The organism is Bacillus sp. LK2 (genome assembly GCF_001043575.1).
GTDB lineage: Bacteria > Bacillota > Bacilli > Bacillales > Bacillaceae_G > Bacillus_A > Bacillus_A paramycoides.
The window spans coordinates 1-7,274 of the sequence record NZ_LDUK01000009.1; the positions used below are offsets into that span (position 1 = coordinate 1).

Here is a 7,274-nt window from a genome sequence, read left to right on the forward strand (position 1 = left end):
TTTCGATACGACAATGACTTGTTTACCGTACCATGTTGCTTTATATTCCAACATGGTTCGAAACTGTGACCATGATACCTCACTAATTGCTTTTGCTAACTTATGATTCTTTAACATATTCGATACTTGCAAATCTTCTATACCGATAACATCGTGGTTTTTGATGATTTCAGTTGAGATTTTGTCCAAGTAATCTTTTCTAGCGTTACGACGTTTATAAAAAAGTTGTGATATTTTGTCTCTTTCAATTTAGGAATTCTAAGTGACCGGAATTACTTACACTTCGTTTTTCTTAGTGAACCAACAACGCAGATTAGTTACACATCAATAATTAAAATATCAGAACCTTAGGAAGAAGGGGGGATTATGATGAATAAAGAAATTCAAGAATTGTTTGATGATCTCAATTTATTTGCCAGACAAATTGCAAACGTAAGATTGTCGAATTTATCATTTGATGTATATGAATTTAAAGATGAATATGCAATACAAGTAGACTTAACATTCGCTAGAAAAGTATTTGGCAAATAGCCGTATATATTTATACTAGGAATATATTAATATCATTTATAACACATACCTTGTTTGATTTATTTGTGTTTACTTTATTCTTTATATATAAATAAAAGTAGTAACTATTCAGCTATACATTTCATTTAGAAGTTTGGTAAGGAGTATCATTCCAGCCATGAAGATAAAAATTGACCTACACCTCGCTGCCTTTCTTTGTTTTAAAGCTTTGCGCGTGGCAGGAAAAGGCTCTGACCGCTTCTATGCATGGCCAGTCCCTCTCGCCCATTTAAAAAGATGCTTTTCTGGCTTTTTTTCATAGAGGGGCTGAGTAGTTACTAAAAGTAAATAATTTAAGTCGAACCGTAAGCTTGCCGGCAAATTTATGGTTCGATTTTTTTTAGGGCAAAGATATCGTTCTAAACGTTAGCGTGTAGCTCTGTAAATAAATTATAAACATCTTCATCGGTGTGCTTTCTCTCTCCTTTACGCGCGCTTAAATTTGTCTCAATCCCTAAAGTTTTTTTAACTTCATTGATACCTCCCATAAAGTTGTTAATATGAAAATAATATGTAACGTTGTTAGTTTTTAAGTATTTTTGTGTGGGGTTAACTCCTTCGGAATATAACTTTCTAAGCAAGTCATAAACTTCTTGATCTGTATGTTTTCTTTCTCTATTTTCATGGTCAAATACGGTAATATCTAAATGTTTCTTAACTTTATTGTAAATGTCAACCTAAACATGTACACTTTCGCTTGTTTAAGGATGTACAAAATCACTCATTCTCTTTGGTAAAATGCTCCTTGATTCGGTATGATTGTCCAACAATACTAACGACTGTGGCGTGGTGTAACACACGATCCAGTATGGCGTTAGCTAATTTTGTATCTTGAAAAACTTCATCCCACGCCTTGAAATTGATATTGGTAGTTAAGATTGTGCTACGCTTTTCATAACGCATATCAATTAACTGAAAAAACAACTTCGCATCGCTTCAAAGTGAATTGGGTAAAAAATTATTAAAAAAGTATGAAATAGATGAAACAATAGATAGCATAGTATTAATAGACAAAAATAATAGTTATATTAAATCAGATGCTATACTAAACATTTGTAGAAATTTAAAAGGTATATGGAAATTTCTCATTATCTTTCTATTAATTCCAAAGCCGATTCGAAACCTTTGTTACGAAAAATTTGCAAAAAATAGATACAGGTGGTTTGGTAAGCAAGAACATTGTATGTTACCATCACCAGAAATAAGAAAAAGATTCCTGGATTAATTTCAGGATTGTCTTCAGATTAACATTGTATTGTTATGGATTTATTGAAATAAATACGCTATTCTTTCTTGCGAATTAAAGAAAGGAATGGTGTTCCGTTAGGGTTTATTTGATATGTATACTTTTATAACATCTATAAACGATAATAAAATACTACGTGAAAAGACCACGTTTTATATAAAAATATACCTTAAGTTGATGGATGTGTGGCGGTACCCCAAATAGAGTGATTTTAGATATCGCTCTTTATGATCTCGCAGAAAGTAAAAGCGGAATGAAAGAAGTTAGGATGCGATTTACTGGAGCAATAAGACCTTTTGTTGTATAAATTATAGGTGAAACGCAGACGGAAGGGATAAATTGTCGAACTACATTGTTTCACGTGGAACATTTGGTAAAAATAGAAAAATGCTAAAACCCTTGATATATAAGGATTTTCTTTAAAAAAGTTATAAATACTACTACTGTTTTGGACGGCACCAATTGCTTATTTTTATGCTACGCTTGAATTATTAAATCACGCACGCAACGTGATGTGTGAAAGGAGAGTGTAGCTATTTGGTAGACCTTGTGAAAGATGTTTTAGAAACAAACACCTCGATAACCTGAATAGTTTTCTTAATTCACATAATTTTCAAACATTAAAACTCCACATGTTAATATTTTTTATATAATGAAATCAAGCCATATGTAAGATGGTTTCCCCGTTACGAGTAATGAGATAGTTTGATTCACCTTTTATACATTATCTGAAAAAGAGCTTGTAGTGATTCCTACAAGTTCTTTTTGTTGCTCTTACAAATACGAAAATATCCTTTTTAGCAACCAGTCATTTTCCGTTGTCAATTTTATTCCTCTTAATAAAAATCATAATATCTTTTTAAAGAAAGTTTAGATTTAACCCCCATATAGTGACCCCTATGAATACATAAAAAAGGAAGAGAATTTTAAAAATTCTCTTCCTTTTTTATGTATTTATTAGCTGTTTAGTATATCGAAAAATGATGTAGAATTTACCTATTCTATTATAACAGTATAAAACATGATTTTAAGATGAAATATTGCATATTAAAATGTATTGATATGAGTTAATACACTTAATATAATGAGAATATAAGATTTACTACATCATAATATTAAAAAGGAGGAAATGATTATGGAAATCGCAATGGCAGTTTTAAAATTCATAGGTGGAGCAATTCCATTGGTTCAAGAACTTTTAAAAGCATTTATGTAAGTTTATTACTCTGTAATTATTTATAAGAATTATCAGATAAACGATCTGTATATCAAAGATAAATTGATGTGCAGATCATTTGTCTGATAAAACTTAAAAAAAAAAAAGAATCCCAGAAATCATAAGGGATTCTTTTTCTGTATGTGTAATTATGGCTGAACCCCTTATTCCCCCTTATCTAGGGGGGATTAGTGTTCAGTTATATATATTAATTATGAACAAAATTCACCTATTAGTACTTAAAATATAGGTGGATTATTGCTTTGAAATAAATTTGTAATTGCTTGTGATTTTTATCTAGTTTACTGTAAAAACCACTATAGAAAGAGAGAACAGGATTGTAATGGTAATAAAAATAGAAGAGATATACCAAGAGATATTGGACAGTAAAAGGAACAGATTTCCCACAGGTACATGGAGTGATGATCAAGATAATAATCTAGCAAAACGTGTAATCAAGTATCTTATAGAAAAAGTTTTAAAGTGGGATAAAAAAACAATTCTTAAGAGTTGGAAATCCCAATTAATTGTTAAATATAAATTAGGTGGTTTACTTAGCGTTAAATATCGTGATAGCCCATATGCAATGATAAATGATGTTTATTCGAATTGTTTTAAAGAATGGGAATTTCAAATGACACCTAGAAACTATTGGACAAAGGAAAAGGCATTGGAAGCATTAAAATGGACGATAGAAGAAAAAGAAAGGTTAGCAGATAATAAATTATTGGAGGTTTATAACGTTCAGTGGTTATCTAATCATAATTTGAGTTCGCCTTGCCAAATTTTTTGGGGAAATAGTCCTTACATAATGATAAATGAATTATACCCAGACCATTTTAAGGAATGGGAGTTTAAAAAAACTCGTAGTCATTTATGGACAAGAAAAAAAGCGTTGGAAGTATTAAAGTGGACGATAGAGGAAAGAAAACAAATGAATAATGAGGAGATAAGAAAACAAATTAGTGTAATTTGGTTTTCAGAAATAGGCTTAAGGACCCCATTGGAGAGATATTGGAATGATAGTCCATTTAGTATGATAAATGAGTTATATCCTGGATGTTTTAAAGAGTGGGAATTCCAGAAAACACCTAAAAACTACTGGACAAAGAAAAAGGCACTGGGGGCATTAAAATGGACGATAGAGGAAAAAGAAAAGTTAACAAATGAAGAACTTACAAAGGTCTATAGTAGAAGATGGATAATTAATCAAGGGTTAAGAACCCCATTAGATAGGCTTTGGAAAAATAGTCCATATGCCATGCTTCACGAGTTGTATCCAGGGAAATTTAAAGAATGGGAATTAAATAGGGCCCCTCGTGGATTTTGGACAAAGGAGAAAGCATTGGAAGCATTGAAATGGACGATAGAGGAAAAAGAAAAATTAACTAATGAAGAACTAATAAGGGTGTATAGTAGAAGGTGGATAATTAATCAAGGGTTAAGAACCCCATTAGATAGATTTTGGAATAAGAACCCACATGCTATGTTAAGTGAACTATATCCTAATTAATTTATAAAAAAGGCTCTGTTGCAAAGTTTTTTAGCAGATAAAAAGTTAATATTGATAACGAGAATTATGTAAATAAGCTGTCCATATGGGCAGCTTATTGTATTTTTTGTTTAGCGTGGTTTTTTTCCAAAATGCCGGCGATGCTCCATCGTCGGCAAGCTAAAATTTCATTTTGGGGTAATTCTGAATTCTTAAGTTGATGGATGTGTTGGAATCCACTGCACGATATAGATGCATCCATTGACCTTTTACTTTGATATATGTTTCATCGACTCTCCGGGAGTCATTCGTTTGTTTAAGATAGCGCCGAATTCGTTTATCTAACTCAGGACCATATTGATGTATCCACCGCATAATGGTTGTGTGAGAAATAGATAAGCCTCGTTCTTCCATCATTTCCACCAAATCACGAAAGCTTAGGCTGTACCGTAGGTACCATCTGACTGTTAATATAATCACATCAGGTTGATAATGTTTCCACTTAAATAAATTTTGCTTTTTCATACTGATCACGACCTTTTGTAGATTGATAATATCAGTATGTCCAAGTTTTATAGATTATTTGCACCAGAACCGATTGCTCTTTATCATTGTTTACTTCACCAAAAATTAAAAGCTTCTTTTAAGCAATGAAACTACCACAAATCCGTATACACAGTAGAAGTCGCCGGAATTGGCGCCCAATATTGCTGATTTGGCTGCCATGCTTTAATCGTTCCATCTTGGCGCTTAATAAACGCTTTGAATTGAACATTTCGCTCAGCTGGTAAGTAAACTGTGCCTCTCCAATCCCCATAAGTAGAGTTGTACGATAACTTAATAGGATATATCGTTGTATCCCATTGCCCTAATTCGGCACGATCTCCAGCAATATACACTGTATCTCCAGTAGTTGTTGGTGCATTTTTTACAACGATTGTTTGCGAAGTAGGAGTAACTCCTAAAGTATCTTTGAACTGCGCCATCAATGTATTATTGTACATAACATCTTGATAACGAAGCAGTGTGAATCCTGCAAAGTTATAATTAAAAGCCATTTCAGCTGCTTTCTTATATTCATTGTCGCTTCCTATGCTTAACGCATTTTCGCCATTTAGGACAATCCCTTTTTCATTCGCAAGCTTAGCTATTTGTTGTACAAGTGTTTTTGGCATTGAATATTCTGGATATGTTCCCTTATCTGACATTTCTAAGCAGGTAAATGTTAAATCTAATTTTGCACTCTTAAAAGCGTCTAACAAACTACTATAATCATTATATCCCGCTGGCTTTTCAGCGCTGTGCGGAAGATTTGGATTGTTGTATTGCCAATGAACACCGGCAACTTTTGCTCCAATTGGTACGTGGAACGTATTATCAAATGCAGAATGAGCTAATTCTCCTAACAATTTTGTATGCTCTTCTAACACACCTTCATACCACTTTAAGAAATCTTCACCGTACTTTGTTTGATAGCCAATTGTCAAAAATTGATTTCCGTCAGATGGAGGAAGTACTTGTGACATAGAAGTTAAGTTTGTCCCCCAAGCTTTGTTTATTCCTGCTAAAGATCCATATTTTTGTAATGCCCAAGAACGAAATTGCTCTTTCGCAAATTCCGTATAAGCTTGAAACTTTCCTCTAGACGGGTAACCTGATCCATCGGCCGACGTATAAGATGGATAACGTGTTTCTCCAGCCGGACCGCCCGATAAATAAATCTTCGAAATGACATCTTTATACGACGCCATCGCTTCTGCAAAAGCATTATATAGTTCTCCGTACTGCTTTCGAATTACATCTGAAGCTAGCGGATTTAATGTTTCTTTATTAATCGTTCCTGTTTCCGATTTAAAATACAAACTATCATCTGATTTTTGATTCCATATCCAAGAAGGAAGTGGTACATTGCAATCATCTCCAACATTACCGCCGCATTGATGCGTTGAAATAATCGGAATCATTTTCATACCAGCATTTCTTACAGATTGTGCAAAGCGCTGCGCATAAGAAAAATCAAATTGTTGATCTCCATTTTTCTCCATATCTCCCCACCAAAAATCAACAGTAATGGCAGAGAAACCGTTTTGTTTTGCCCAGCGTAAATCATTTTCAAACGTCTCCCATGTCATCATATCCGGTATTTTCTTTAGCGGTGCCATAATATATGCTTTGTAATTTCCGTTCATTGATTGCCCGTTTACAGCTGCATAACTCTGGCTTGGAAAAATTGAAAAAGCAAACAATATAAAAACAGATAATATGGCAATACTACAGCCTTTTAAATATTTTTTCATACGCTCTCTCCTTTTCTAAAAATTAAGACTACCAATAATAAAAACTTGAATAAAGGCAAAGGATTTCATTCTATATTTGTAATTAAAAATATGGATGTATACGCTTGCATTTTACCATTTATTGCAATCGTTTGCATTATTTTTTTCGTATTTTACTAGCTTTATATATATGGGTGTTTTTGCCCATCCCCTCCGAAAGGACCTGCGGTAATATGTCAAATGAAAAATAATAGAGATTAGAGTTATCAAAGGTCAAATTTTGAAAAAAAGACATCACGAAACTAAACCAGTAATAAGTGTAATTTACTGGAATTCAAGGAAGGTAGTGATGACCAAAATTTTATGTCATGCTTTTACGCACCTTTCGAGCGTAAAAAGTTGGTGATTACGTAGTAGGAGCACGGCAACGATTCCTTCTTTATGGGGTCCCACCACACATCCATCAACTTAAGG

General features: G+C 33.1%; 4 protein-coding genes and 4 pseudogenes. 3 read left to right on the forward strand and 5 right to left on the reverse strand.

Annotated elements, in window-relative coordinates:
- Nucleotides 1–210, reverse strand: a pseudogene (locus VK90_RS08325) (IS200/IS605 family accessory protein TnpB-related protein); the annotation flags it as partial.
- A 156-nt stretch (nt 211–366) separates the two neighbouring features.
- On the opposite strand from VK90_RS08325, the gene VK90_RS29810 reads away from it, so the two are divergent.
- A complete protein-coding gene (locus tag VK90_RS29810; RefSeq protein ID WP_156185392.1) occupies nt 367–531 on the forward strand; it encodes a hypothetical protein in 165 nt (54 codons plus the stop codon).
- A gap of 398 nt (nt 532–929) precedes the next feature.
- Here VK90_RS29810 and VK90_RS08330 read toward each other — a convergent pair whose 3' ends face one another.
- Nucleotides 930–1,151, reverse strand: coding sequence for a hypothetical protein (locus tag VK90_RS08330; protein ID WP_048371964.1), 222 nt, complete (start codon nt 1,149–1,151; stop codon nt 930–932).
- 136 nt (nt 1,152–1,287) lie between these two features.
- Nucleotides 1,288–1,503, reverse strand: a pseudogene (locus VK90_RS28315) (ATP-binding protein); the annotation flags it as partial.
- Here VK90_RS28315 and VK90_RS08335 point away from each other — a divergent pair.
- Both VK90_RS08335 and VK90_RS08345 read left to right on the forward strand, forming a co-directional pair.
- Nucleotides 1,496–1,795 (forward strand): annotated as a pseudogene (locus tag VK90_RS08335) (thiol-disulfide oxidoreductase DCC family protein); the annotation flags it as partial. The pseudogenes VK90_RS28315 and VK90_RS08335 overlap by 8 nt on opposite strands.
- A 1,580-nt stretch (nt 1,796–3,375) precedes the next feature.
- Nucleotides 3,376–4,545 carry a DUF4046 domain-containing protein gene (locus VK90_RS08345; RefSeq protein ID WP_048371966.1) on the forward strand — a complete coding sequence of 390 codons (1,170 nt, stop codon included), beginning with the start codon at nt 3,376–3,378 and terminating at the stop codon, nt 4,543–4,545.
- Nucleotides 4,546–4,755: 210 nt separating this feature from the next.
- Here the strand turns inward: VK90_RS08345 and VK90_RS08350 are convergent.
- Nucleotides 4,756–5,049 (reverse strand): annotated as a pseudogene (locus VK90_RS08350) (IS6 family transposase); the annotation flags it as partial.
- 131 nt (nt 5,050–5,180) lie between these two features.
- A complete protein-coding gene (locus VK90_RS08355; RefSeq protein WP_048371969.1) occupies nt 5,181–6,821 on the reverse strand; it encodes a family 14 glycosylhydrolase in 1,641 nt (546 codons plus the stop codon).
- Nucleotides 6,822–7,274 lie beyond the last annotated feature (453 nt).